This is a genomic window from Nocardia sp. NPDC058244 (genome assembly GCF_042882065.1).
Classification (GTDB): domain Bacteria; phylum Actinomycetota; class Actinomycetes; order Mycobacteriales; family Mycobacteriaceae; genus Nocardia.
Window position 1 is genome coordinate 530583 of the sequence record NZ_JBHVWX010000004.1, and the last position, 22212, is coordinate 552794.

Here is a 22212-nt window from a genome sequence, read left to right on the forward strand (position 1 = left end):
TCACTCGAGGGCTTCGGGCATGAGACGCCGCCGGGCGATGCGCTGTGACAGGACGTGACACAGGTCACCTAGTCGAGGTGTGAGCGTGGGTCGCGTTGGCCATCAGGCCATGCTTCAGCGCGGCCAGCTGGGTGGGCTCGGCGGAGCGCCAGTCGACCAGCGTCTCGGCGCCACCGTGATGTCCGAGCGTCGCCAGGTAGTCGGCGACGCTGGGCAACTCGACACAGCACCAGGCCGAGAGGTAGACGATTCCGGTCAGGAGCTCCGGCGCGCGGAACGCGGACTCAGGCGCCGGAGGTGGTGAGGAGTTCGGTCCAGCGGCGGAGGACGAGTTCGGTGTAGTCGTCGGCGGTGATGTCGTAGGCGCCGAGGGCGTAGCCGTCGTTCGCTTCGACGAGGGCGGTGCGGCCGTCGGCCAGGACGCCGAAGTCGATGCCGTAGGCGATCGGCGCGGTGTCGGTCCGGTGGTAGGCGGCGACGGCGGACTCGACCACGGACATGTCCAGGGTGACGGCGCGGTCGCCGTCGTAGTGGTCCACGGTCACGATGCGGCCGTCGATCACGTAGACGCGGTATTCGGTGCGCCAGGCCACCACCTCCGAACATCGGACCCGGCGGCGCCTGCTGGTGCTGTGCCACGCGGTGGCGTCGCGTTCGGAGTAGCAGACCGTGCCGGTGAAGCGCTTGCGGCGGTCGGCCGGTTTCACGAAGACCGGTGTCGCCGAGCCGGTGTCGAGCGCGGCCTCGACCTCGCCCAGGGTCGATGTCCACACCCTGCGCCCGAGATAGTCGCGCAGCGCCTCGGGGTAGTCGTCGGGTTCGGGCACCGGAATGCGCAGCTGGCGCATGGCACCGTGCATGGCGTCGGTGTCGCCGGCGATGAAGGTGGTCGGCCCCAGTGGCAGCTGCCGGTGGTGGATCCGCTTCCAGCTGTAGTAGCGGACGGGGATGCCGCGCCGTGCCAGGCCTTCGGAGAGTAGCCGCTCCTCGTGCCGCATCGGACCCGAGCCGGCGTATTGCAGAAACGCGACATCGAACCTCATCCTTCCGATCATCCTCCACCGCAGGATGATTCGCTCGGTGATCGCGGATTCCTAGGTCCGCAACCCCCGGACGAGCAGGGCGACCACGCGGCGCGGCTGGTAGCGGGGGTTGTTCCCCGCGCCGATACAGAGATTGCCCACGGCGCGCAGGAATTCGTAGGGATCGGTGTCGGGACCGATCTCGCCCGCCGCCGCGGCGGCGTCGAGCAGCTCGGCGCAGACGGGGAGCAGCCGGTCGAGGAAGTAGGTGTGCAGGGTGTCGAAGGCGGCGTCGTCGGACTGGAGTGCCTCGGCGAGACCGTGTTTGGTGACGAGGAAATCGACGAACAGCTCGATCCACGCGGCGAGCGCGGCGTGCGGTGAGTCGTCGGTCGCGAGCAGGGCGGGGCCCGCCGCGGCGCAGGCGTCGACCTGGTGCCGGTAGACGGCGACGATCAGGTCGGCGCGGGTGGGGAAGTGGCGATAGATCGTGCCGACGCCGACGCCCGCCGCGGCGGCGATCTCGCGGACCGGGACGTCGACGCCCGCGGCGACGAAAGCCGCCGCCGCCGCGTCGAGCAGGGTCTGCTGATTGCGCCGGGCATCGGCGCGCTGACGCGGCGCCGCGGGTGCGCTGTCATTGTCGGCCACCGTGCTGTCACCTCCGAGGGTTGGCAAGCGGAACCATGTTCCGTATGTTGATTAGCGGAACGTTGTTCCGTTTGTTCAGGATGTCAGATCCGGCGACCTGGACCAAGTCGCACAGCTCACGGAGGAGCAACCCATGCAGTACCGCAGCCTCGGTCGTACCGGTGTCCAGGTCAGCAGTCTCGTGCTCGGCGCGATGAACTTCGGCGCGCTGGGCAGGTCCACCCAGGACGAGGTCACCGCCATGATCGACATCGCCGTCGAGGGTGGTGTCAACCTCGTCGACACCGCCGATGTCTACGGCCGTGGCGAGTCGGAGGAACTGGTCGGCAAGGCCGTCGCGGGGCGTCGCGACGATCTCCTGCTGGCCACCAAGGCGAGCCTGCCGATGGGGGAGGAGCGCAACCGTCGCGGCGGTTCGCGTCGCTGGCTGGTCACCGCGCTCGACGACAGTCTGCGCCGCCTCGGGGTCGATCACGTCGACCTCTTTCAGATCCACCGGTGGGACCCGAGCGTGAGCGACGAGGAGACGCTGTCGGCGCTGACCGACCTGCGGCAGGCGGGCAAGATCCGCTACTTCGGCTCGTCGACGTTCCCCGCCTACCGCGTGGTGCAGGCGCAATGGGCGGCGCGGGAACACCACCTGGGCCGCTACGTCACCGAGCAGCCGAGCTATTCGATCCTGCAGCGCGGCATCGAAACCCACGTCCTGCCGGTCACCCAGGAGTACGGACTCGGCGTGCTGGCCTGGAGTCCGCTCGCCTCGGGCTGGCTCTCGGGCGCCATTCGCGCCGATCGCGAGATCGCCACCAGCCGTTCGGCGTTCATGCCCCACCGCTTCGACACCACCGTCCCGGCCAATCGGGCCAAGCTGGCCGCCGTCGAACAGCTGGCCGAGGTCGCCGACCAGGCCGGGCTGACCATGATCCAGCTCGCCCTCGGTTTCGTCACCGCCCACCCCGGCGTCACCAGCGCCATCATCGGCCCGCGCACCCCGGCGCACCTGCACGCGCAACTCGCGGCCGCCGACACCCGCCTGTCCGCCGATGTCCTCGACGCCATCGATGCCATCGTCGCTCCCGGCACCGACCTCGCACCCGCCGAGAAGAACGACGCCCCACCGTCGCTCCTGGATCCCGCCCTGCGCCGCCGCTGACCTCAGGCCAGGAGTTCGCGGGACAGGGTGGTGGCCCACCATTTCTCGACGCGGTCCGGGGACCAGCCGCGTTCGGTGGTGAAGGTGGTGAAGACGTCGATGGTGCACAGGGCGGCGTAGACGTCGACGGCGGTGTCCAGGTCGTCGCGGAGGGTGCCGTCGGGCCAGGAGGTGAAGACCTGGACGCGGACGTCGTCGGCGCGACGGCGGGCGTCGCGGTAGGTGGTCGCCAGCTCGGGTTCGGTGCGACCGGCTTCCCGGACCAGGGCGATCACGTCGGCGGCGCGTTCGAAGAGGCGGCGGTCGTAGCCGGCCATGGCGGCCAGCTGGCGCGGTGGATCGCCTGCGGCGGCGTCGAGTTCGGCGAGCATGCGCGGCCCGTCCGCGGACAGGTCGGCGGCATCGACGATCGCCTGGACCAGGCCGGTTTTGCTGCCGTACGCGGAGTACACGGTGGGCACCGAGACGCCCGCCTCACGGGCGACCTCGCGGACGGTGGTCGCGGCCCAGCCGTTGGCGACGAACAGGCGGCGCGCGGCGTGGGCGATCTCGGCGCTGGTGGCCTGGGCTTGCAGGGTGCGGCGCAGTGAGTCGTAGCGGCGGCGCGGTGGGTCGCTCGGCAATGGTTCCCCTTTCGTTTTACGGTCACTATATTCAAAACATGAGTGATGAAGCCAATATCTCGGCCGAGGTGCGGTTCCAGCGGATCGCTGGCGTGGCGGGAATCGTGTTCGTCCTGGTCATCCTCGGTGCGAACCTGGTTCTCGTGCCCTCGGGGCTACCAACGCCCGGCACCGATTCCGGTGCGGCGGGCGCGTTCTTCGCCGACCATCGCGGTCTGGTCGCCGCGGCCATGGCGCCGACACCGCTGGCGTGGTTCTGCGCGGTGGTGTTCGGCGCCGGTGTGCTGACGGCGGTGCGGCGGGCCGAACGCGCGGCGGGCACCGGGTGGTCGCTCGTCGGCTTCGCCGGATTGCTGTTGCAGAACGCCGCTTTCACGGTGATCGTCGCGATCCGCTACGCCCTGGGTCTCGCGCCCGAGACCGGGGCGCTGTGGGTGCTCCACGATGCGCTGCTCGCGCTCAACGGCACCTTCCTGGCGCTGGCGCTCGTCGGCCTGACGCTGGCCGGACGACTCGCCGGGCTCGTTCCGCGCTGGCACGCGGTGATCGGATTCCTCGCCGCCGCACTGCAATTCACTGCGGCGACCCTCGTGCCGGTGGTGATCGACGAGAAGGGGCCGCTCGGGATGGTCGGCCTGTCCGGCTGGCTGCTGTGGACGATCTGGTTCGCGGTGTACGGGTTTGCGCTGCTGCGGAATTCGTCGGTCGCCGAGCCCGCATGACTTTTGTCATCGGCCGCCCGTGCGGGATTCATCGCTGATCGGTGATCGCGCGTACTACTGGGGAGAGCCCGCGTCGACGACCGTGGAGAGTGTGAGAAAGGGGCACACGATGAACGACATCGTCATCGCCGCACACGGGCTGCGCCGCACCTACGGTCGCGGTGCGCGGGCCTTCGAAGCCGTCGCCGGGGTGGATCTGGACGTCGTCGAGGGGGAGGTGTTCGCGCTGCTGGGGACCAACGGCGCGGGCAAGACCTCGACGCTGGACATGCTGGAGGGGCTGGCCGCGCCGTCGGCGGGCCGGGTCGAGGTGTTCGGTCTCGACCCGATCCGGCATCGCGATCAGGTGCGTCCGCGGGTCGGGATCATGCTGCAGTCCGGGGGACTGCCCGCCGAACTGACCGTCGCCGAGACACTGGCGATGTGGCGCGGGACGTGCAGCACGCCGACCACGGTCGACACCGTGCTCGCCCAGGTCGGCCTGGCCGACCGCGCGACGGTGCGGGTCGGCTCGCTTTCGGGCGGTGAGCAACGCCGTGTCGACCTGGCCTGCGCGCTGCTCGGTCAGCCGCGCCTGCTGTTCCTGGACGAACCGACCACCGGCCTCGACCCCGAAAGCCGCCGCGCGACTTGGCGATTACTCGCCGACCTGAAGGCGGCCGGGGTGACGATGGTGCTCACCACGCACTACCTCGACGAGGCCGAGTCGCTCGCCGACCGCATCGTGATCATGGACAAGGGCGCGGTCGCGCGGCGCGGGACCCTGCGCGAGATCGTCGACGGTCATCCGTCGCGGATCGTCTTCGACCATCCCGGACTGCCGGTGCCGCCGCTGCGCGGCGCGCGGATCGAGGCGCGCGAGCGCGTCACCATCAGCACCGACGACCTGCAGGGACACCTGTTCGCCCTGCTCGACTGGGCACGCGAGGCCGGCGTCCGGCTGGCCGGGCTCGACGCCCGCGCCGCCTCCCTCGAATCGGTCTTCCTCGACATCGCGGGCGACCACGACGCCCCCGCGCCCGCCACCGAACTGATCGGAGCCCGACGATGACCACCGCCACCGCGCCCCGCCGCCGTCCGCTCGCCGCCCTCGCCGCGGCCGAGTGGCTGCAGTTCCGGCGCAACAAGACCCTCGTCTACCTGGCGACGCTGTTCCCGGTCGGGATCCCGCTGGCCACCTACTTCATCGCCCGCAAGGACACCGCGCCGACGGCCGCCATGGCCGCGGTGGCCGTGGAGATGCTCGCGCTCATGGCCTTGGTATTCGTGCAGTACTACTCGGTGCTGTCGATGGTGACGACCCGCCGCAGCGAGGGCGTGCTGAAACGGTTGCGCACCGGCGAGGCCGCCGATTGGCAGATCCAGGCCGCGCCCGCGGTTCCGGGTGTGCTGGTGACCCTGGCGTGCGCGGTCGCCGTCACCGCCGTCGTCTACGGCAGCGGGGCGCCCGCACCGGTCAATCCGGTATTGATGATCGCGGCCCTCGTCGGCGGGATCGGGGTGTTCGCGCTGCTCGCGCTGGCGACCAGCGCGGTCACCAAGAACGCCGAGGCCGCCCAGATCACCTCGCTGCCGGTGATGCTGCTGGCCATGCTCGGGCTCGCCTCGATCCGCACCGTCCTGCCCGATCGGCTGGCCGTGCTCGCCGACTGGACGCCGTTCGCCGCCGTCTCCGACCTGGTGTTCCTCGGCGCGTCCGGCAAGACGGCCACGGCCGCGGCGACCGATCCGGTGCTGAGCCCGGTCGGGACCGTCACCGCGTCGGGCCCCGCGTTTGCGACACTGGCGATATGGACGGTCTTGGCACTCGCGCTGACCCGCAAGAGCTTCCGCTGGGACGATCGGGGATGAGGCGCTGGACCGCCTGGTGGCACGAGCTGTCGAGCGCGGCGAAGTTCCGGTTGTACTCGCGGCTCACCCTCCAGGCGGCCATCGTCACGGTGGTGGCCGCGATGGCCCTGTCCGCCTCCTCGGGCCTGGCGATCCCGGTGATCGTCCTCGGCGGGATCGCGGCCGTCGCGGCGGTGGAAGCGCAGCCCGATCTCGCCACCAGGCGCGGAATCGTGGCGCGGCCGTGGCTGCTGCCGGTGGCTACAGCCACGCTGGCCGGGCTGTGGGGGATCGGCGCGGTGGTGTCCCTGCTGGCCACCGACGAGCGGATCGTCGACACCGCGCGGGCGGCCGGCGGATTCGCGACGATGTTCGCGATGTTCGCCGTCGTGCCGTTCGTCCGGCACAGGTGGTGGCTGCTGATCGGACTCGCCCTGGCCACGGCGCTGGTCTTCGGGCTCCCACAGGGAGCCGCGCCGCAGGCCGCGGCGGTGTTCCTCGGCACCGGCTTCTTCGCCGTCGCGGTCACGCTGCTCACCGTGTGGGGCTTGGGCATCATCGACGAACTCGACCGCGCGAAACTCGTCGAAGCCGAGTTGCAGGTCGCCGAGGAACGCTTGCGCTTCGCGCGCGATCTGCACGATGTCGTCGGGCGGGGATTCTCCGCGATCGCGGTGAAAAGTGAACTGGCCGTCGCGCTTTCCCGATCGGGTCAGCACGCGGACGCGGAGTCGGAGATGGAGGCGGTGCGGATGCTCGCCGTCGAGTCGATGGGTGCCATGCGCGCGCTGGTCCGTGGCTACCGCGATATCGACCTGCGGGGCGAGGTCGCCGGGGCCAGGTCGCTGCTCTCTGCGGTCGGCTGCGAGCTCGTCGTCGAAGGCGACGCGGCCGCCGTGCCGCCGCGATTCCACGAGGTGGCGGCCTGGGTGGTGCGCGAGGGGACGACCAATATCGTCGAGCACTCCGCCGCGACCACCGCGACGCTGGCACTCGGCGGCGCCGGGATGTCGCTGCGCAACGACCGCCCGCATGCCGCGATCGGCGCGCGCTCCGGGCTGCGCGGCCTGGACGAGCGGCTCACCGCCGTCGGCGCGACCCTCGACGTCACTGCGATCGCCGAGGAATTCACCCTCGAAATCCACTGGGAGACGATGTGATTCCGATCTACCTGGCCGACGACGAGACGCTCATCCGAGCCGCGCTCGCGACGATGCTCGGGCTCGAGGCCGATCTGACGGTCGTCGCGCACGTGGGATCGGGCTCCGAACTCGTCGACCTGTGGCGGCGCCGCGCCGACGCGGACGAGCCGATGGCGGTAGCCGTCATCGACCTGCAGATGCCGGGAATCGACGGCATCGATACCGCCGTCGAGCTGCAGCGGATCACCCCGGGCGCGGGCACGCTGATCGTCACCAGCCACGGCAGGCCCGGCTATCTCAAACGCGCGCTCGCCGCCGGGGTGCGCGGCTTTCTGCCCAAGACGACCTCGGCGGCGACCCTGGCCGAGGTGATCCGCACCGTCCACCGGGGCGGCCGCTACGTCGACCCGGAGCTGGCGGCCGAGGCGATCAGCGCGGGCGACACCGTCCTCACCGCGCGCGAGGCCGACGTCCTCGAATTCGCCGCCGACGGCGCCTCCGTCGACGATATCGCCCGCCGCGCCCACCTGTCCCCGGGCACCACCCGCAACTACCTGTCCTCGGCGATGAGCAAACTCGGCGTCTCCAACCGCTACGAGGCCGCCCTCAAGGCCAGGGAGAAGGGCTGGATCTAGTACGCGCCCAAGGTCATCGGTGCTCGACCCGACACTCGTGCCTGCCGCTGGCAGGATGAATGTCGTGCGTTTCACTGTGCTCGCCCTCGTGTCGGCGCTGGCGGCGATCCTGCTGACCGGATGTTCCCTGTTTCCGCAGGGTCCCGATCAAGCCGAGCGCGACCGCTGGTCGCGGGCGATCGAGTCCGCGGTCGAGGATCTTCCCGGAGTGGCCGACGCGGCACACTCGTTCGACTACCACCCCTACGGCCACAACTCGTACTACACCTCCAAGCTCGATGTGCGGCTCGACGACGAGGCCACCCCGGCCGAGGCGGCGGCTGTCGTCCGGACCATGGCCGCCCAGCAGCTCCCGCCGCAGTATCACGGCGAATCGACCCTGCTCGATATCGACCGTGGGTCGGACTCCTACTACGGAAGTTGGCTGTTCGGGCGGAACGTGGACGTGGAAGCGAACGCGGTATCCGATTGGTCCCGGCTGTCGGCGGCCCGGACCGGTGCGAAGATCCGCTGGTCCAGCACCATCGAAGTCAGCGCCGGCTCGGCGACCGAACCTCACCACGCGACGGCGGCGATGCGCCGGATCATCGCCGGGTTTCCCGAACTGGCAGCCAACTTTTGGGCGGTGTCCTCCGATCATGCGAAGTGGTCGACCAGCGGGCATTCGTCGCTCGAGCCCAGTCTGGGTTACGGGAGCCGCCCCCGCCGCTTCCCGTCCGACAGTGAACTCGATCTGTGGGAGCGGCTGCTGACCGATCCACCCACCCGAGCGATCGTCGAGATATCGGTCATCGACCCGCCCGACACCGCGGGACGCGCCATGAAAGTCATGGTGTTCCCGCCCGATGCGGAGAAATTCAGCGCCGAACAGACGCGGCAGCTCGCCGAATGGCATCTTCCGCACCTCGCCCGGCTCGGTGCCGTGGTCGACTACCAGATCGTCCGGCGCGATGGTCCCGATCTCGGTTTCGGTGTTCTGGTGGGCGGCTGTCCCGGATCCGAGCGGGAGGTCTCGCCCGAGTCGACGGATTTCGCGCGCCGGTACGAACGCTGCTGACAGCGGCATCTGGTCGCGGGATCGCGCTGCCCGCCTGCGTCGCGGCGCTTAGGGTGTGGGCAGGACGGCCGATGGAGGAGTGACAGTGGCTGCTGAGCTGGTGAAGGGGCAGAACGCGGGGTTGGCGCAGCCGGAGGTGGTGCTGACCGTCCGGGGCGGTGTGCCGGCCGATCTGTCGGCGCTGCTGGTGACCGGGGCCGGAAAAGTGCGCTCCGACGCCGATTTCGTGTTCTTCAACCAGCCCCAGGCGCCAGGTGTTCGGCTCGACGGGACGGCGCTCGCGGTGACGTTCGCGGCCGTGCCCGCCGACATCGAGCAGATTCGCGCGGTGATCACCGTCGCGGCCGAAGGGACGACGTTCGGCGGTGCGGTCGCACCGGTGGCCGCGGTGTCCGACGCGGCGGGGAACCCGTTGTACGAGTACGTGATCGACGGGCTCGACCGGGAGTCGGTGGTGATCGCGCTCGAACTGTACCGGCGGGGTGAGCAGTGGAAGGTGCGGGCCGTCGGGCAGGGGTATGCCGGCGGGTTCGCCGATCTGGTCACCGATCACGGGGTGAGCGTCGACGACGAGCCCGCGGTGGCGACCCAGCCCGAGGTGCGGACCGTCCCCGGCGAGGCGGCCCTGTCGTTCGAGAAGCGCGAGAAGCTGGACCTGCGCAAGCGCGAGGTCGCGAAGGTGCTCCTCGACAAGAGCGCGTTCGGCACCAGGGCGCGGGTCGTGCTGGTCATCGACAAGACCGGCAGCATGCAGAAGCTGTATCGCGGCGGCACCGTGCACCGCGTGGTGGAACGGATGATCCCGGTGGCCACCCAGCTCGACGACGACGGCACCCTCGAGGCCTACCTCTACGCGCTGACCTTCGCCAAACTGCCCGACATCACCGTCGCGGGCGGCGAGCAGTGGGCCCAGACCTACCTCCACCTGACCGGCACCCACGACGGCATCGACTACGACAGCATCGGCGGCCGCAACGACGAACTCCCGGTGATGCGCGCCGTCATCGACACCCTCACCGCGGGCGCCGCCCCCACCCTGGTCCTGTTCTTCACCGACGGCGGCTTCGCCAAGAAACGCGAAATCGCCGCGCTCATGCGCGAAGCCGCGGCCCTGCCCGCCTTCTGGCAGTTCATCGGCCTCGGCAAGGCCAACTTCGGCGTCTTGCGCACCCTCGACGAACTCGACGGCCGCGTCGTCGACAACGCGGGCTTCTTCGCCATCGACGATATCGACCGCGTCGACGACGCCGAACTCTACCGCCGCCTGCTCGGCGAATTCCCCGACTGGCTCCGCGCCGCCCGCACCGCGGGCATCCTCCGGTAGCGCCGGACCCATTGCTTCCGCCCGCGCCGGACGACGCGAGGTCGCGCGGCGCGGCCGCGACCACCCCGACCCGGTTCTGCGCAAGTCCTTGCGCGATCATCTAGTGTGATATTGAATATATTATCTATGAGATGAGGGTCGAGCGGTTCGGCTCCGGATCGAAGGGTGATGTCATGAGTGGTGAGCATCTGGCCAAGGTCGCGCGGCGCGTGATCGCGGGGCTCGACGCGGACGGCAAGTCGGCCATCGCGGTCGACGAGAACACCGCGACGCGGGTCGCGCTGCCCGCGTTCACGGTGAACGACGTCTGGCGGGTCGACGCGCTGCCCGCGGCCATGGCCGATGGTGACACCCTGGCCGCCGACGTCGAACTGGATCCGCCCGCGGCGGGTGTGGTGGTTCGGCTGGCGACCTTCCCGCCGGATGCCGAGATCGATCCGGCGGTGTACGCGGAGTCGATCGGCAACCTGCACGGCGAGGACGCCAAGGCCGAGGACGACGCGATCGTCGGCCTGCACGCCACCGAGACCGTCGACATCGCCACCATCATCGACGGCGAGATCTACGCGATCTACGAGACCGGCGAGACCCTGCTGCGCGCGGGCGACACCGTGATCAATCGCGGGATCAAGCACGCCTGGAGCAATCGGACGGACAAGCCGGTGACGATGGTCGCGGTGATGCTGCCCGCCAAGCGCTGAGCGGAAGGTCGCCCTGGTCGCTGCGGAGCCTACGCGCCGTTCCGCAGGGCGGCGATCAGGTCGCGGATATCGGCGTCGGCGACGGCGTAACCCGGGAAATAGCAGCAGATCCGGTCGGCGAAGCCGCCGAAGCGCGTCCGGATGGCGGCGGCGCACTGCTCCGGTGTGCCGTGGACGGCGAGCGTGCCGAGCATCCGGTCGTCGACCAGATCGGTCATGGCCGCGATCGCGCCGCGCTTGGACAGCGCGTTGAGCTCGGGCTGGAGGTCGGGCCAGCCCTCCACCTCGAGCACCGGGCGATAGGCGGGCGTCGATCCGTAGAAGGCGAGCAGGCGCCGCGCGCCCACCGAGGCCGCGTCCAGCTCGTCGGCGGTCCGGCCCATCGCGACGATGACCTGCGGATACACCGCCAGGTCGGCGCGTTGCCGCCCGGCGCGGTCGAGCCCGTTTTCGATCGCGGGCCAGGTGCGTTCGGCCAGATGACGGGCGCTGTTGAAGGGCATGATCAGGAGACCGTCGGCGACTTCGGCGGCCACCCTGGTCATGATCGGGCCGAGGGCGCCGAGGCAGACTTCGGGCATCCCATAGGGATTGGGACCGGGATCGAAGGTGGGCGCCATCAGGGTGTGCCGGGTGAATTCCCCGTCGAATCGCAGCGGCGTGCGATGTTGCCAGGTCGAGAGGATCGCCTTGACCGCCAGGACGGTCTCGCGCATGTGGGCGGCGGGCCGCGACCATGTTCCGCCGTAGCGCTTCTCGATATGCGGACGGATCTGCGAACCGAGCCCGAGCCGGAACCGGCCGTGGCTGAGCAGCTGTAGATCGTAGGCGGCGTGGGCCAGGTGCAGGGGACTGCGCGGCAGCGCGATGGCGACATTGGTCATCAGGTCGACCGGGGCGGTGCCGGCGGCCAGTGTCAACGGCAGGAAGACATCGTGCGGGCCTTCGAAGGTGAACAGGCCGTCGGCGCCACAGGCGGCCAGTTCCGCCGCCCGGGCCGCGGCGTTGTCCGGGCGGCCGTCCAGCTGGAGATCCACCTTCAGAGGTCCTCGCGTCATCCCCGCATTCTGCTTGCGTCCGAACATCTGTGTCCGCGCTACGGGCGGATGCCGCTCCGCCGTTCTGGCGATATAAAGAGAGCAATTGAATTACATTGTCTCAATGGTGGGTGCACGCGATTCGCGCCGGTTCGTCGTCATCGGGGGTGGTCTGGCCGGGTTGGCCGCCGCGGTGTGGCTGGCGGAGGCCGGGAAACAGGTGACGTTGCTGGAGCGGCGGGCTCGGCTGGGCGGTCGCACGCAGGCGATGCGCGTCGCCGAGGTGGACGATCTCGCGGACAACGGCCAGCACGTGGTGGCCAGCGGGTATCACAGCCTGTGGCGGTATCTGGACAGCGTCGGCACCCGGCAGTACGTGGAGTTCCCCGGCGCCGGGAGCCTGCGCTGGCCGGGCGGGCGCGCGGTCATGTTGTACACCAAGGGTTTCGGCGCGGTGCGCACGCTGATGGGCGCGCACCCGGACGCGGGCCCGCTGGAGCGGTTGCGTGCGCTGCGCTCCGCGCTGACGCTGGTCCGCCAGGCGCTGTGGCAGCCGCGTGACCTCGCCGACCTCACCACCGCGCAGTGGTTCCAGCGTGTCGGCATGCCGGCGAAAGCCAGGGAAGCCCTGTGGGACTGGCTCGCGCTCGGGATCGCGGCGGAACCGGTGGACCGGGAGTCGGCGAAGGTGTTCGCCGACGTGCTGGCCACCGGGGTCCGGATCGGCATGCGGGACCGGGCGGCCGTCACGATCGGATACCCCACCGTGGACCTGGACACCCTCTACATCGCCGGAGCCGAGCGGGTCTTCGAACGCCACGGCGTCGACGTGCGCTACCGGGCGGTGGCCCGCAAGATCGTCGTCACCGACGGCCGGGCGACCGGTGTGCAGCTGGCCGACGGCACGGTGCTCGAGGCCGACGCGGTGATCTGCGCCGTCCCGAACTCCAACATCGGCGGCCTCCTCGACGACCTGCCCGAGCATGCCGAAATCTATGCCGCCGCCGACAAACTGAACGTCACCCCGATCGTGAGCACGAACCTGTATCTCGACCGGCCGCTGAAGACCGCGTCGGCCATGGAGGCGCTGATCGGCGGCACCGGGGTGATCGATCAGGTCTTCGACCGGCAGCGCATGCACGGCCGCACCCCCGACGGCACCTGGCTGTACTGTCTGACCACCAGCGGCGCCTACGAGCAGATCCACAAGAGCAACGAGCAGATCGTCGCCGAGCAGATCGACCTCATCCGCCGCTACTACCCGGAAGCCGCCGACGCGAAGGTCGTGACCGGCCACGTGGTGAAGATGCCCAAAGCGACCTTCTCCCAGGTCCTCGGCACCGACAACCTGCGCCCCGACCAGCGCACCTCGGTCCCGAACCTCATGCTGGCCGGGGACTGGACCCGCACCGACTGGTCGGCGACGATGGAAAGCGCCGTCCAGAGCGCCGAACGCGCCGTCGCGGCGCTCCTCGACCGGTAGCGCCGGACCGCGCTCACGGCAGGGTCCAGAACACCCTCGTCACCAGATAGAAGAACAGCGCGGCCAGGGTCAGGAAACCGATCGAGCAGACCAGGCCGAGCACGTCGGTGCGCGGGTCGCGGTCGGGGCGCATCCAGAAACCCAGCGCGCGGGTGACGATCGGCATCACCACCCAGGTCAGCAGGCTGACCGACAGGATGTTGCCGATCAGCAGACTCAGCCACAGCTGGGCGCTCGGCCAGAGCTCGTCGATCGCCAGGGTGAGGATCACCACCGTCGGATACAGGCCGACCAGCACCGACAGGGCCGTCTTCCACGAGGCGGGACCGCCGTCGGGCCCGGTGGTCGGCGGAAACCACGACCCGTAGGGGTTGGCGATGCGGTGGACCTCGAAGTCGCGGAAGTCGGGGGCCTCGGCCAGCAGCGCCTGGCGCTCGGGGGACTCGAGCCAGCCGTTGAGATCCTCGACCGAGGCGTAGGAATAGACGATCGTCCACTCGTCCTGCACACCGGGAATCGGCCGGTGCAGCTCGGACCCGCGGAAGCCGCGGAAGGTCCGCTCGGCTTCGGTCACGCGGGCCTGCCAGGCGACGAATTCCGTCTCGCGGTCGGCGGGCACGGGATGCGAGACGACGACAGTCGCCACCTCGCCGTCCGGCTCGTCGACCAGGACGTGCTGGGTCGACGGCCGCTCGAAGAACCCGGTTCCGCGCGCGAGCAGGTCCCGCCGCGTCTCGCTGTCCAGCCAGCGTTTCAGATGGTCGATGCCGTCGAACCGGTACAGCACCGACCACTCGGCCCCGGTGTCGCCCGGCGGGGTGACATCGGCGCCGAGGAACCCGGGGAAACCGGCCGCGGCGTCGTTGACCTCCGCCTGCCACCGCCGGAACTCGGCCTCGCGGCCCGCGCGCAACCGCTGGGTGATGATCACCGTCGCCGCGGCGGGCGGCACGGCCTTCGCGGCCGGCATGTCAGTACGGGTGCTTGTCGGGCTTCTCGGCCCACGCCTTGTACGCGACGGCGCCCAGATCGCGGCGGAACTGTTCGATGCGCACCCGGCGCTCGGGCAGCGGCCGCGTGAAGTCCTCGTATTGGAACGCGTCGTCGAATCCGATCTCGCTGGTGTCGGCCAGGTCGCTCGCGAAATGCACGGCGTCGAGGCGTGCCCAGTAAATGGCGCTCATGCACATGGGGCAGGGCGCGCCGCTGATGTAGATCTCCATTCCCATCAACATTTTCGCGCGTTCGGGCAGCTTGTCGGCGGATCCCTCCGGGCGCGGGACCAATGTCAGGGTCGATTCGTTCTGGTGTTCCCGGGAAATGGACGGCGCTTCCCCGTTGAGAACCTGGGCCGCCTTGCGGATGGTCTCGATCTCGGCGTGCGCGGTGACGTCGCCGGTGAGCAGTACCCGGTTCTGACCTCGTGCGATGATCTCGCCGTCCTTCGCGATGACGGCGCCGAACGGGCCACCCCAATTGTTGTCGACCGACTCCTTGGCCAGCCTGCATGCCTCTTCCATGAGTTCATCGGGTGTCATCGAAATCGTCCCTCGCAGTGTCGGTACCGCGGCTGAGTGTGGGCGTATTTTCATGGACATCCGGAAAGATCGCCGGTGTCCTGTCGACGGCAGCTGTGTGCCGTGATGGCGGCGGTGACCGATCGAATCCGCCGCCTTTCGAATCTACCTCCGGGCCGGTTCGCGCGGAATAGCGGCGATTCCGGTGCCCAGGTCGGGGGCGGAAAATCGGTTGTCGACCACGAGCAGCATCGTTAGCCTGTCTACCGTTTGTGACCACCACACCGAAAGGACATTCCGATGGAACCCGTCACCGAACGCGACATCAGGTCATCGTTCGTCAACTGCTCGAAGGGCGACGCCAAACGGCTGTCCGTGCCGCGCGACCTCGACGACCGTCCCTGGGACGATCTCGACTTCCTCGGCTGGACCGATCCGTCGTACCCGGGCCGCTGCTATCTCGCGGTCCCGCGCGACGGTGAACTGGTGAGCGTCGCCCTGCGGCACGAGACCGGCGGCTCGGGCAAGACGCAGATGTGCGCGTTCTGCCTGACCACCCACACCGGCGGCGGCGTCTCGCTGATGACCGCGAACAAGGCCGGTGAGTCGGGTCGGCGCGGCAACACGGTCGGCAGCTATCTCTGCACCGACCTGGCCTGCTCGCTGTACGCCCGCAACAAGAAGCGGCCCGCGCTGGGCAGCCGGTATCGCGAAGACCTGACGCCGGAGGAGAAGGCGCAGCGGGTCCGCGAGAACCTGTTCGCCTTCCTGGACCGCCTGTACACCTAGCCGGTCCGACCCGCCACACGTAAGGAGGTAGCTGCCATGGGCCGACACTTGAGACCCCGCACGCCAGACGACCCGAGTTCTCCTGCCGAACAAGAGAACTCGGGTCGCGATGCCTTGCCGGTCGAGGTGGCCCGGAGTTGTCCGGACCGCGCCGAGCGGACAGGGATCAGAGCATGGCGTTCATGATGGTGCCCGCGCTGGTGGCGACCGCGCCGCCGATCATCGCGCCCGCGATCATCTTCGGCGACTCGAGTCCGCCGCCGGTCCACTTCTCCCAGGCGAACCTGCCGCCCGCGTAGGTGATGGCGATGACGCCCGACAGCAGGATGAACCAGGTGAAGTAACGCACCAGCTGCAAGATCTTGTCCGACATCGGGGGTGCTTCGGGAGTCGGATTGCCGATCTGCGCCAGGGTATCGGTGACGGCGGCCAGAATCATGTTTGCTCTCACTCGGTACTCGGGGGAACGGCGATGCACTGCTGTCGCTGATGTTATCCGGTCGAATCGGGTGCCGCAGCCGCCCACCCGGAGCGGACCGATCGGTTTTGTTGGTGTGCCGGGGGTGCGCGCCCGTATCCTGGACTCGTTCGAATACGGCAGTGCTGGAACGCAGTTCGCATCACGCGAAAAGGGGAGCAGGCTATGAGCATCATTCTGACGTCGATGGCCGAGACTGTCACGACGTTCGCGCAGGTCGGCAACCCTACGCCCGAGGCGCCGCCGCTGTCGGACAAGATCATGCAGATGGTCCAGTACCTGACCTGGTTCATGATCTTGTCGGGCGTGCTGGCGATCACCGTCGCGGGCGGAAAGTTCGCCTGGGAGAAGTGGAACGGCAGCGCCATGGAGTCGCCCAAGATGATCGCCGGCGCCATGATCGGCGGCGTGGTGGCCACCAGCGGTGGCACCATCATGAACGCGATTCTCGGCTAGATCCGAGCGCCCTTGGCGCGGTTGCAGGCTCGGCACAGGATCTGCAGGTTCGCCGCGCTCGTCGCACCACCGCGGCTCAGCGGGATGATGTGATCGAACTCCAGGTAGTGGCCGTCACCGCACTCGACGCAGCGACCACCGTCGCGTTGCCACACCTGGGCCTTCACGTCCTGCGGGATGCTGCGGCTGTCCCGCTGGCCCGGCGTCAGGACCAGGCGCTTCGCCACGCGCAGCGCGCCTTCCAGCGCGGCCGCCACATAGTCGGGATCGGTGACGCCGAAGGTGGCGCCGCCGCGCGCCGACGTGGCGGCGAGCACCACGGTGCCGTGCTCGGGATGCACGGAGACGACGCGGTTCCACGGCAGCTCGATGCCGGTGCCGTCGCCGACGAAACGCAGCTTCTTGGAGCTGCCGATCAACCGGCCCTCGGTATTGCGCGGGCCGCGCGCGAGCATCCTGATGTGCACGGCGGGCAGATCCAGGTGCACGCGTTCCTCGGGATCCAGGTGCAGGCCCGGGGTATCGATGGTGGGCAGTTCGCCCGCGCGGAGCCGGGACAGGGTGCGGCCGCGGTGCATCCGGCGCCGCAGGTCCTCGACCATCGGGCCCGACAGGGCCAGCTCGCTGACCACGTGCTCGAACGCGTCGAGCTCGTCGGCGAAGACCTCGCCGTCGGCGAAGGCGAACGCGACCATCCGCTCCACCTGGGTCAGCCCGGCCTCGCGCAGCACCGCGCGGCCGCGTTCTTCGTCGATGCGCTGGTAGCGCAGGGCCGCCCACACCTCGATCCAGTCCTCGGACAGGGTGCCGGGGCCGGTGAGCACCCGGCGGGCGCGGGTGCGCCAGTGGGTGAGGAACTCCTCGATCTCGCCCGCGCACGCCCGGCACGGGCCGTGCCCGCCGAAGAGTTTGCGGCGCAGCGGGTTGTCGCAGCGGGGACAGCGGGCGCGATTGTCGCGCACGTGCGTGCGGGTGCTGGTCGTCCACTCGTCGCCGTCCCACCAGCGCAGCTGATCGGGGACCTGCGGGTCGGGATGCCAGTCGGCGAGTTCCGGATCCGGCGGCGGTGGTGGCGGGACGTCGATGACGCGGCGGGTGAGCGCGGGCGGACGTGGCAGCGCGCGTCCGGCGGGGTCGACCGGATCGTCGGTCGCGGTGTCCGCGTACCCGGCGGCGACCGAGGCATCGCCGTGCGAACCGAGGGCGACCTCCGCGCGATCGGCGACGCGAGCGGACATCGCCGGAGCGGGCCGCGCGGGCACTCCGGATCGATCCGCGGCGGCCCGGCCGGGTTCGTCCACGGTGACGCCGAATTCGGTGGCCAGCCCGGCCAGCCCACCGGACCAGCCCTGCCCGATCGCCCGGAACCGCCACTGCCCGTCGCGCCGATAGAACTCGCCGAACATCATCGCCTGCACGTCCTCGATGGCGTCCAGTGCGAACGTGGCCACCGGCCCGTCGGCGGCGTGCACGGTGAGCGTCAGCTCGGTGAGCTGATCGAAGGTGCCCTCGTCGAGCGAGGCGCTCACGACGATGCGCGCCACCTCCGCCTCGGTCCGCGGCAGCGACACACTCAACCGCGCCGTGCCGGGCGCGGGCTCCTGATCCAGCGTCACCGCCTGCGAGGCGTGCCGAGGGGCGTTGAAGAACACGAAATCCCGATCGCCACGCACCAGCCCCGACTCGGTGACCAGCAGCGCGTGCGCGTCGACGGCATGCGCCGACCGCCATGAAAGAACCACGGCGAGAAGCGATGTCGGGACCGGCGCGTGCGCGCCCTTACGGAGTTCCATGGTCCTCGCATGATGCCACGCCCTACCGACAGTGTTTGTGGAGCGCTGGCGCCCTCGAAGCGCGGCCCCTCCGATCAGGCACCGTTGTCCCAGGACACGGTGGGGTGGATCCCTGCGTCCTGGTGTTCGGTGCGGCACAGTGGTGGCATGACGAACCCGAAGAAGCGGGGACGCGCCGCGGAGCCCCCGCCGGAGCCGCAGGGGCGAAAGGTGCCGGGGGCCGATCTGCTGTCCGCGGCGCAGGCCGCGGTGGGAGCCGCGCAGACGGCGGCGGGGCAGGCCATCGACGCCGCGCAGCAGACGGCGGGCTATGCCTTCGACGCGGCGGTGCGGCTGCCACCGGCGTCGGCGCAATTGGCCGCGCAGCTGCCGGATCTGGTGGAGAACCTGTCGATCGCGGTCGACCGGCTCAACAGCACCATCGACCGGCTCGATCGCACCCTGGCGCTGGCCGACCCGGTCTTCGCCACCTACGACCGGCTCCTGCCCCGGCTCGAGGCGATGATCTCGCTGGGCGAGGACCTCTTCGGCGCGCTGGCGAAGCTGCCGGGTGTCGGGTTGCTCGGCCGGATCACCGGCCGCGCGGGCGAGGAACCACCACCGGACACCGGCAAGGGCAAGCGCCGCTAGCGCAGGGCCCGGAAGGTCGCGGCGGCCTTGAGCACCATCTCCGCGTACTCGTCCTCGGCGTCGGAATCGAGGACGATCGCGCCGCCCGCGCCGATCCGCCACTCGTCGTCGTACCGGACCGCCGTGCGGATGACGATGTTCAGGTCGGCGGTACCGGCGAGCCCGAGGAAGCCGATCGTGCCCGAATAGATCCCGCGCGCCTGCGTTTCCAGCTCGTCGAGGATCTCCATGGTGCGCAGCTTCGGCGCGCCGGTCATCGAGCCGCCCGGGAAACAGGCCCGCAGGCAGTCGATCACCCCGGCCTCGGGCCGCAGCGTCCCGCGCACCGTCGACACCAGCTGGTGCAGGGTGGAATAGGTCTCGGTGGCCATCAGCTCCGGCACGTGCACCGAGCCGACCTCGCAGACCCGGCCCAGATCATTGCGCAGCAGGTCGACGATCATCAGGTTCTCGGCCCTGGTCTTCGGATCGTCGGCCAGCGACAGCCGCAGATGCTCGTCCTCGGCGACGGTCCGCCCACGGGGCGCGGTGCCCTTGATCGGCTTGCTCTCCACCACCCGGTCGCGGTCGATCTTGAGGAACCGCTCCGGCGACGAACAGGCGACATCGAGCCCGCCGAACCGCAGATACGCCGCGTACGGCGCCGGATTGCAGCGGCGCAACCGCCGGTAGAAGGCGAGCCCGTCGTCCGGCGTCGCGGCGACCGCCACGGCGTCGGTCAGACAGATCTCGTAGGACTCGCCCGCGTGCAGCCGCTCCTGGCAGACCGCGATATCGGCCAGATAGCGGTCGCGACCGCGCACCAGATGCGCCTGCACGGCATCCGGATCGGCGGGCACGGGCAGGTCGGCCGGATTGACCCAGGTCGGCAGATCGGCCAGGGCCGCGGCGGTCTCGGCCAGCCAGCGATCCGCCGCGGCGAGGTCGTGCTCGGTCAGCGCGAGCAGATGCGTGTGCCCCGCTTCGTGATCGACGACGATCAGCCGGTCGGCGAAGATCCACTGGGCGTCCGGCGTGGGGGAGCGGTGGACCGCGCTCGCGCCGCAGTCGGCCTTCACCTCGTAGCCGAGATAGCCGACATACCCGCCCGCGAAATCGAACGGCAGATCGGGAGTGTCGCAGTGCCGGTGCCGCAGTTCGCGGTCGAGATAGTCCAGGACGGTGCCGGGAACGGACCGGACGCCCTCGCCGTCCGTCACCGTGACGGCTCCCTCGCCGACCCGATAGCCGACGATCTCCGCGTGCGGGCCCGACGCGTCGCCGAGGAAGGAGAACCGGTCCAGCCCCGGCTCGACGTGTTCGCTGTCGAGCCAGAACGCGGTCGGCGACGCGGCGTAGCGGCGCAGGAAGATCGCCTCGGTGTCGATGGCCCGCTCGATCACGCTGTGCCGCAGCCGGAATCGCCGCTCCGGCGCCGTCCGGCGCGGCTCCTCGCGCGGTCCGCGCACGATGATCGGCGCGCCGTCGCGCGTGCGCGCCTTGGTGAGGTCGGCGAAGTTGCGCAGGAGTGCCGCGCCGAACTCGCTCGACACGGACTCGGGATGGAACTGCACACCCCACTGCGGCCGCTCGCGATGCCGCACCCCCATGATCACGCCGTCGCTCGTCGACGCGGTCACCTCGAGCACCGGCGGCAGCGGCTCCCGCGCGGCCAGCGAGTGATATCGGACGACGGTGAAATCCTGCGGCAGCCCGGCGAACAGATCCCGGTCGTCGTGGGAGACCCGATCGAGGTAGCCGTGCCGGGCCTCGGGCGCGCGGCCCACCGTGCCGCCCGCGCCGATCACGATGCCCTGGTGCCCGAGGCAGACACCGAGCAGCGGCAGGGTCGACTCCGCGATCACCGCCGTCGACACCCCCATGTCGCGCGCGCGATCGGGTCGGCCGGGGCCGGGCGAGATCACCACATTGTCGAAATCGGCCAGCGCGAGCCCGTCGGCCTCGTCATTGCGCACGACGATCGGCTCGTTCCCGTTGACCTCGCTGATCAGCTGATAGAGGTTGTAGGTGAACGAGTCGTAGTTGTCGATCAAGAGCGTCCGCATCGTGGCAGAAACCCTACGCCGGGCCCACGGACGACCCACCTCGGGCACAATGATCGCCATGTCTGTTTCGCAACCGGTCGACGTGGACCCGGCGATCGCGGATTTCGCTGCGATCGGCCGATGGATGGACGAGCGAGGCCTGCCCGTCGGCGAGCTCGGCCCGGTCAGCGCGATCGGCGGTGGCACGCAGAACATCATGTTGCGGTTCCGCCGTGGTGATCGCGAGTACGTGCTGCGGCGCGGACCCAAGCATCTGCGCGCCAAGAGCAACGACGTGATCCGCCGCGAATCTCGGCTCCTCGGCGCGCTCGACGGCACCGAGGTGCGCTCGCCCCGGGTCATCGCCGCCTGCGACGACGAGACCGTGATCGGCGCGGTCTTCTATCTAATGGAGCCGATCCACGGCTTCAACCCGCAGACCGAACTGCCCGAGCTGCACGCGAACGATCCCGAGATCCGCAGGCAGATGGGCCTGTCCGCGGTCGAGGCGATCGCGCGGCTCGGCGCGCTCGACTATCGGGCGCTCGGCCTGGACGACTACGGCAAGCCCGAGGGTTTCCTGGAACGCCAGGTCCCGCGCTGGCTGCGCGAACTCGACTCCTACACCGCCAACGAGGGCTATCCCGGCCCGCGGATCCCGGGGGTCGAGCAGGTCGGTGACTGGCTCGAGCGCAACCGGCCCGCCACCTGGACACCGGGCATCATGCACGGCGACTGTCACCTGGCCAACATGATGTTCGACTACGACGGACCGCAGGTGGCCGCGATGGTCGACTGGGAGATGTCGACCATCGGCGATCCGATGCTCGACCTGGGCTGGCAGCTGGCCACCCGGCCGGTGCCAGGCACCGTCGGCGCCGGCCTGATGGGCACCCTCGGCACCGTCGGCGGCCTGCCGACGCCCGCGGAGATGATCGAGCACTACGGCCGGTTCTCCGACCGCGATCTGAGCGCGGTGACCTGGTACGAGGTGCTCGCCTGCTTCAAGCTCGGCATCGTGCTCGAGGGCACGCACGCCCGCGCCTTCGCGGGCAAGGCGCCCAAGCCGGTCGGTGACTTCCTGCACGCGGTGACCCTGGAACTGTTCGAGAAGGCCCGTCAGCTGACCGCGTGATGCCCGGATC

General features: G+C 69.9%; 24 protein-coding genes. 14 read left to right on the forward strand and 10 right to left on the reverse strand.

From position 1 onward, the window contains the following. Positions 1-64: 64 nt before the first annotated feature. From ACFVW6_RS15605 to ACFVW6_RS15615, 3 genes are all read right to left on the reverse strand, one after another. Complete coding sequence (locus ACFVW6_RS15605) at positions 65-217, reverse strand: hypothetical protein (protein WP_378827315.1); 153 nt, start codon at positions 215-217, stop codon at positions 65-67. Between the two features lie 67 nt (positions 218-284). Beyond that, positions 285-1043 carry an ATP-grasp domain-containing protein gene (locus tag ACFVW6_RS15610; RefSeq protein ID WP_378827313.1) on the reverse strand — a complete coding sequence of 253 codons (759 nt, stop codon included), beginning with the start codon at positions 1041-1043 and terminating at the stop codon, positions 285-287. A 51-nt stretch (positions 1044-1094) separates the two neighbouring features. Beyond that, the gene (locus ACFVW6_RS15615; protein ID WP_378827311.1) at positions 1095-1673 is read right to left on the reverse strand and encodes a TetR/AcrR family transcriptional regulator; all 579 of its coding nucleotides are present in this window, start codon (positions 1671-1673) and stop codon (positions 1095-1097) included. 133 nt (positions 1674-1806) lie between these two features. Here ACFVW6_RS15615 and ACFVW6_RS15620 point away from each other — a divergent pair, with 133 nt between their 5' ends. Next, a complete protein-coding gene (locus tag ACFVW6_RS15620) occupies positions 1807-2826 on the forward strand; it encodes an aldo/keto reductase (RefSeq protein WP_378827309.1) in 1020 nt (339 codons plus the stop codon). A gap of 2 nt (positions 2827-2828) precedes the next feature. Here ACFVW6_RS15620 and ACFVW6_RS15625 read toward each other — a convergent pair whose 3' ends face one another. Beyond that, on the reverse strand, positions 2829-3449 hold the full coding sequence (locus tag ACFVW6_RS15625; RefSeq protein WP_378827307.1) for a TetR/AcrR family transcriptional regulator: 621 nt from the start codon (positions 3447-3449) through the stop codon (positions 2829-2831). A 38-nt stretch (positions 3450-3487) separates the two neighbouring features. Here ACFVW6_RS15625 and ACFVW6_RS15630 point away from each other — a divergent pair, with 38 nt between their 5' ends. The 8 genes from ACFVW6_RS15630 to ACFVW6_RS15665 all read left to right on the forward strand — a co-directional run bounded on the left by ACFVW6_RS15630 (position 3488) and on the right by ACFVW6_RS15665 (position 10860). Next, positions 3488-4171, forward strand: coding sequence for a hypothetical protein (locus ACFVW6_RS15630; protein WP_378827305.1), 684 nt, complete (start codon positions 3488-3490; stop codon positions 4169-4171). 109 nt (positions 4172-4280) lie between these two features. Continuing rightward, positions 4281-5222 (forward strand): ABC transporter ATP-binding protein, encoded by a 942-nt coding sequence (locus ACFVW6_RS15635; protein WP_378827303.1) that lies wholly within the window; start codon positions 4281-4283, stop codon positions 5220-5222. After that, on the forward strand, positions 5219-6022 hold the full coding sequence (locus ACFVW6_RS15640) for an ABC transporter permease (RefSeq protein WP_378827301.1): 804 nt from the start codon (positions 5219-5221) through the stop codon (positions 6020-6022). Before ACFVW6_RS15635 ends, ACFVW6_RS15640 begins: the two co-directional genes overlap by 4 nt. Next, a complete protein-coding gene (locus ACFVW6_RS15645; RefSeq protein WP_378827299.1) occupies positions 6019-7161 on the forward strand; it encodes a sensor histidine kinase in 1143 nt (380 codons plus the stop codon). The genes ACFVW6_RS15640 and ACFVW6_RS15645 overlap by 4 nt, the downstream gene beginning before the upstream one ends. Next, positions 7158-7778, forward strand: coding sequence for a response regulator (locus ACFVW6_RS15650; RefSeq protein ID WP_378827297.1), 621 nt, complete (start codon positions 7158-7160; stop codon positions 7776-7778). The genes ACFVW6_RS15645 and ACFVW6_RS15650 overlap by 4 nt, the downstream gene beginning before the upstream one ends. Before the next feature lie 64 nt (positions 7779-7842). Further along, the gene (locus ACFVW6_RS15655) at positions 7843-8835 is read left to right on the forward strand and encodes a hypothetical protein (protein ID WP_378827295.1); all 993 of its coding nucleotides are present in this window, start codon (positions 7843-7845) and stop codon (positions 8833-8835) included. A gap of 85 nt (positions 8836-8920) precedes the next feature. Next, the gene (locus ACFVW6_RS15660) at positions 8921-10159 is read left to right on the forward strand and encodes a VWA domain-containing protein (RefSeq protein ID WP_378827293.1); all 1239 of its coding nucleotides are present in this window, start codon (positions 8921-8923) and stop codon (positions 10157-10159) included. A 173-nt stretch (positions 10160-10332) separates the two neighbouring features. Continuing rightward, positions 10333-10860, forward strand: coding sequence for a cupin domain-containing protein (locus tag ACFVW6_RS15665; protein WP_378827291.1), 528 nt, complete (start codon positions 10333-10335; stop codon positions 10858-10860). A 29-nt stretch (positions 10861-10889) separates the two neighbouring features. Here ACFVW6_RS15665 and ACFVW6_RS15670 read toward each other — a convergent pair whose 3' ends face one another. After that, a complete protein-coding gene (locus tag ACFVW6_RS15670) occupies positions 10890-11903 on the reverse strand; it encodes a TIGR03617 family F420-dependent LLM class oxidoreductase (RefSeq protein ID WP_378828164.1) in 1014 nt (337 codons plus the stop codon). A 118-nt stretch (positions 11904-12021) separates the two neighbouring features. Between ACFVW6_RS15670 and hpnE the strand changes: the two genes are divergently transcribed. Next, positions 12022-13380, forward strand: a complete 1359-nt coding sequence (gene hpnE, locus ACFVW6_RS15675) for a hydroxysqualene dehydroxylase HpnE (RefSeq protein WP_378827289.1) — start codon at positions 12022-12024, stop codon at positions 13378-13380. A gap of 13 nt (positions 13381-13393) precedes the next feature. On the opposite strand, the gene ACFVW6_RS15680 is transcribed toward hpnE, so the two are convergent. Both ACFVW6_RS15680 and ACFVW6_RS15685 read right to left on the reverse strand, forming a co-directional pair. Beyond that, positions 13394-14350 carry an antibiotic biosynthesis monooxygenase gene (locus ACFVW6_RS15680; RefSeq protein ID WP_378827287.1) on the reverse strand — a complete coding sequence of 319 codons (957 nt, stop codon included), beginning with the start codon at positions 14348-14350 and terminating at the stop codon, positions 13394-13396. Position 14351: 1 nt separating this feature from the next. Then, complete coding sequence (locus tag ACFVW6_RS15685) at positions 14352-14918, reverse strand: nucleoside deaminase (protein ID WP_378827285.1); 567 nt, start codon at positions 14916-14918, stop codon at positions 14352-14354. A gap of 279 nt (positions 14919-15197) precedes the next feature. Here ACFVW6_RS15685 and ACFVW6_RS15690 point away from each other — a divergent pair, with 279 nt between their 5' ends. Then, positions 15198-15686: an FBP domain-containing protein gene (locus tag ACFVW6_RS15690; protein WP_355278975.1), complete on the forward strand. Its 489-nt coding sequence runs from the start codon at positions 15198-15200 to the stop codon at positions 15684-15686. Positions 15687-15852: 166 nt separating this feature from the next. On the opposite strand, the gene ACFVW6_RS15695 is transcribed toward ACFVW6_RS15690, so the two are convergent. Beyond that, entirely contained in the window at positions 15853-16125 is a 273-nt protein-coding gene (locus tag ACFVW6_RS15695; RefSeq protein WP_019045974.1) for a hypothetical protein, read from the reverse strand. A gap of 204 nt (positions 16126-16329) precedes the next feature. Between ACFVW6_RS15695 and ACFVW6_RS15700 the strand changes: the two genes are divergently transcribed. Then, complete coding sequence (locus ACFVW6_RS15700) at positions 16330-16620, forward strand: hypothetical protein (RefSeq protein WP_110040221.1); 291 nt, start codon at positions 16330-16332, stop codon at positions 16618-16620. Here ACFVW6_RS15700 and ACFVW6_RS15705 read toward each other — a convergent pair. Then, a complete protein-coding gene (locus ACFVW6_RS15705) occupies positions 16617-18413 on the reverse strand; it encodes a TerD family protein (RefSeq protein WP_378827282.1) in 1797 nt (598 codons plus the stop codon). The genes ACFVW6_RS15700 and ACFVW6_RS15705 overlap by 4 nt on opposite strands. A gap of 147 nt (positions 18414-18560) precedes the next feature. Between ACFVW6_RS15705 and ACFVW6_RS15710 the strand changes: the two genes are divergently transcribed. After that, on the forward strand, positions 18561-19043 hold the full coding sequence (locus ACFVW6_RS15710; protein ID WP_378827280.1) for a hypothetical protein: 483 nt from the start codon (positions 18561-18563) through the stop codon (positions 19041-19043). On the opposite strand, the gene pabB is transcribed toward ACFVW6_RS15710, so the two are convergent. Next, positions 19040-21088 (reverse strand): aminodeoxychorismate synthase component I, encoded by a 2049-nt coding sequence (pabB, locus tag ACFVW6_RS15715; RefSeq protein WP_378827278.1) that lies wholly within the window; start codon positions 21086-21088, stop codon positions 19040-19042. The two genes, ACFVW6_RS15710 and pabB, sit on opposite strands and share 4 nt — an antisense overlap. 49 nt (positions 21089-21137) lie before the next feature. On the opposite strand from pabB, the gene ACFVW6_RS15720 reads away from it, so the two are divergent. Beyond that, positions 21138-22202, forward strand: coding sequence for a phosphotransferase family protein (locus ACFVW6_RS15720; protein ID WP_378828162.1), 1065 nt, complete (start codon positions 21138-21140; stop codon positions 22200-22202). The last annotated feature ends 10 nt before the right edge of the window (positions 22203-22212 follow it).

Bases quoted from the DNA above. Each gene is read 5' to 3' on its own strand.
- ACFVW6_RS15610 (WP_378827313.1), bottom strand. From the start codon at position 1,043: ATGAGGTTCGATGTCGCGTTTCTGCAATACGCCGGCTCGGGTCCGATG.
- ACFVW6_RS15620 (WP_378827309.1), top strand. From the start codon at position 1,807: ATGCAGTACCGCAGCCTCGGTCGTACCGGTGTCCAGGTCAGCAGTCTC.
- ACFVW6_RS15630 (WP_378827305.1), top strand. From the start codon at position 3,488: ATGAGTGATGAAGCCAATATCTCGGCCGAGGTGCGGTTCCAGCGGATC.
- ACFVW6_RS15635 (WP_378827303.1), top strand. From the start codon at position 4,281: ATGAACGACATCGTCATCGCCGCACACGGGCTGCGCCGCACCTACGGT.
- ACFVW6_RS15640 (WP_378827301.1), top strand. From the start codon at position 5,219: ATGACCACCGCCACCGCGCCCCGCCGCCGTCCGCTCGCCGCCCTCGCC.
- ACFVW6_RS15645 (WP_378827299.1), top strand. From the start codon at position 6,019: ATGAGGCGCTGGACCGCCTGGTGGCACGAGCTGTCGAGCGCGGCGAAG.
- ACFVW6_RS15665 (WP_378827291.1), top strand. From the start codon at position 10,333: ATGAGTGGTGAGCATCTGGCCAAGGTCGCGCGGCGCGTGATCGCGGGG.
- hpnE (WP_378827289.1), top strand. From the start codon at position 12,022: ATGGTGGGTGCACGCGATTCGCGCCGGTTCGTCGTCATCGGGGGTGGT.
- ACFVW6_RS15680 (WP_378827287.1), bottom strand. From the start codon at position 14,350: ATGCCGGCCGCGAAGGCCGTGCCGCCCGCCGCGGCGACGGTGATCATC.
- ACFVW6_RS15685 (WP_378827285.1), bottom strand. From the start codon at position 14,918: ATGACACCCGATGAACTCATGGAAGAGGCATGCAGGCTGGCCAAGGAG.
- ACFVW6_RS15690 (WP_355278975.1), top strand. From the start codon at position 15,198: ATGGAACCCGTCACCGAACGCGACATCAGGTCATCGTTCGTCAACTGC.
- ACFVW6_RS15695 (WP_019045974.1), bottom strand. From the start codon at position 16,125: ATGATTCTGGCCGCCGTCACCGATACCCTGGCGCAGATCGGCAATCCG.
- ACFVW6_RS15700 (WP_110040221.1), top strand. From the start codon at position 16,330: ATGAGCATCATTCTGACGTCGATGGCCGAGACTGTCACGACGTTCGCG.
- ACFVW6_RS15705 (WP_378827282.1), bottom strand. From the start codon at position 18,413: ATGGAACTCCGTAAGGGCGCGCACGCGCCGGTCCCGACATCGCTTCTC.
- ACFVW6_RS15710 (WP_378827280.1), top strand. From the start codon at position 18,561: ATGACGAACCCGAAGAAGCGGGGACGCGCCGCGGAGCCCCCGCCGGAG.
- pabB (WP_378827278.1), bottom strand. From the start codon at position 21,088: ATGCGGACGCTCTTGATCGACAACTACGACTCGTTCACCTACAACCTC.
- ACFVW6_RS15720 (WP_378828162.1), top strand. From the start codon at position 21,138: ATGATCGCCATGTCTGTTTCGCAACCGGTCGACGTGGACCCGGCGATC.